2 protein-coding genes are annotated in these 2268 nt (G+C 61.3%); one reads left to right on the top strand and one right to left on the bottom strand.

Translation table 11 applies throughout. The annotated features are described in order from the left end of the window. On the bottom strand, positions 1 to 1724 hold a 1724-nt coding region (gene leuS / locus EN969_RS27545), incomplete at its 3' end, for a leucine--tRNA ligase (RefSeq protein ID WP_127419563.1). Between the two features lie 155 nt (positions 1725 to 1879). On the opposite strand from leuS, the gene EN969_RS27540 reads away from it, so the two are divergent. Beyond that, positions 1880 to 2268 (top strand): alanine racemase (locus EN969_RS27540; RefSeq protein WP_206525242.1); only part of this gene is annotated, 389 nt, incomplete at its 3' end.

The following is a 2268-nucleotide window of genomic DNA, read 5'->3' as shown; positions in this document are numbered from 1 at the left end:
CCCTTGAACGGCTCGGCCAGATCGACATGGCCGGCCTCGCGCATGGCGCGGGTGAAGAAGCGCGAATAGAGCAGATGCAGGATCGCGTGCTCGATCCCGCCAATATACTGGTCGACCGGCAGCCATTCGTTGGCCGCCTTGGGATCGGTCGGTTCATGTGCCCACGGCGCGGTGAAGCGGGCAAAATACCACGACGAGTCGACGAACGTGTCCATCGTGTCGGTTTCGCGCCGCGCATCCCTGCCGCATTGCGGACATTTCACATGCCGCCATGTCGGATGACGGTCGAGCGGATTGCCCGGGCGGTCGAAATCGACATCGTCGGGCAGCTTCACCGGCAGGTCCGCCTTCGGCACCGGCACCACGCCGCAAGCCTCGCAATGGATCATCGGGATAGGGCAGCCCCAGTAGCGCTGGCGCGAAATGCCCCAATCGCGCAGACGGAAATTCACCTTGCGCTCGGCCATCGGCCGGTTGCCGATCGTCTTCTGCTCCAGCAGTTTGGCGACTTCGTCGAAAGCCTGATCCGGCTTCAAGCCGTTGAGAAAGCGCGAATTGATCATCACGCCGTCATCGACATAGGCTTCATCGATGATCTGGAACGTCGCCGGATTCTCGCCTTCCGGCATCACCACCGGAATCACCGGCAGGCCGTATTTGTTGGCGAAGTCGAGGTCGCGCTGGTCGCCGGACGGGCAGCCGAAAATGGCGCCGGTGCCGTATTCCATCAGCACGAAATTGGCGACATAGACAGGCAGCGTCCAGTTGTCGTCAAACGGATGGACGACGCGGAGGCCGGTGTCAAAACCCTTCTTCTCAGCTGTCTCCAGCGCCGCCACCGAGGTGCCCATATGGCCGATATCCTCGATGAACTTCGCCAGTGCCGGATTGTGCGCAGCGGCCTTCTTGGCCAACGGATGATCGGCGGCGACAGCCATGAAGGAAGCGCCGAAGATGGTGTCGGGCCTTGTCGTATAGACTTCCAACTCATGCTCGCCATCGGAGGCGTCGGCCAGAGGCCAACGGATCAGCAGGCCTTCCGAGCGGCCGATCCAGTTCTGCTGCATCAGCTTCACTTTTTCCGGCCATTCGTCGAGGCCTTCGAGCGAATCCAGCAGATCCTGGGCGAAGTCGGTGATCTTGAAGAACCACTGCGTCAGTTCGCGCTGTTCGACCAGCGCGCCCGAGCGCCAGCCGCGCCCGTCGATGACCTGCTCGTTGGCAAGCACCGTCATGTCCTCCGGATCCCAGTTGACCTTGGAGGATTTGCGCGTCACCAGCCCCTTCTCGACAAAGTCGAGGAACAGCATCTGCTGGCGGTGGTAGTAATCGACGTCGCAGGTGGCGAATTCGCGCGCCCAGTCCAGCGACAGCCCCATGACCTTGAGCTGCTCGCGCATGGTGGCGATGTTCTGGTAGGTCCACTCCTTGGGGTGGACCTTATTCTGCATCGCCGCGTTTTCGGCCGGCATGCCGAAGGCGTCCCAGCCCATCGGGTGCAGCACGTTGAAGCCCTTGGCCCGCTTGTAGCGCGCCACCACGTCGCCCATCGTGTAATTGCGGGTATGACCGATATGGATGCGCCCCGACGGATAGGGGAACATCTCCAGCACGTAGTATTTCGGGCGCGGATCGTCATTGTGCGCTTCGAACAGCTTCTTGGCGTCCCAGGCCTTCTGCCATTTGGGCTCTGACGCGCGCGGATTGTATCGTTCGGTTGCCATGGGACGTTTTTCACTTAAAAGCATGCGCGAACTGCGGGCGATGGCTCGGCAGTTCAGGGAATGTGGTCCGGGTGTTCACCATGGTTTGGCAAACCCGTCAACCATATGGGTACCGCGTCTGACAAAAACGCCGGTCAAAACAGCAGGATTTGCATATGGGTGACGCCGTTCAGCAATTTTTCGCGGTCAAGGCGAAGATCGCCGCCGCCGAACGCGAGGCCGGCCGCGAAGCCGGCGCCGTGATCCTGGTCGCGGTCTCAAAGACCTTTGATGCCGCCGACATCGGCCCGGTCATCGAAGCCGGCCAGCGCGTCTTCGGCGAGAACCGGGTGCAGGAGGCGCAAGCCAAATGGCCTGATCTGAAGGACGCATTTCCCGACATCGAACTGCATCTGATCGGCCCGCTGCAATCCAACAAGGCTAGGGAAGCGGTAGCACTGTTCGACGTCATCGAGACGGTCGATCGCGAGAAGATCGCCGCCGAACTCGCCAAGGAGATCGCCAAACAGGGCCGCGCGCCAAAACTCTATGTCCAGGGCAACAC

This window comes from Mesorhizobium sp. M7A.F.Ca.CA.003.01.2.1 (assembly GCF_003998945.1).
Lineage (GTDB): Bacteria > Pseudomonadota > Alphaproteobacteria > Rhizobiales > Rhizobiaceae > Mesorhizobium > Mesorhizobium ciceri.
Note: the sequence above shows the minus strand (reverse complement) of the source record. Positions and strands in the feature narration are given on the sequence as shown.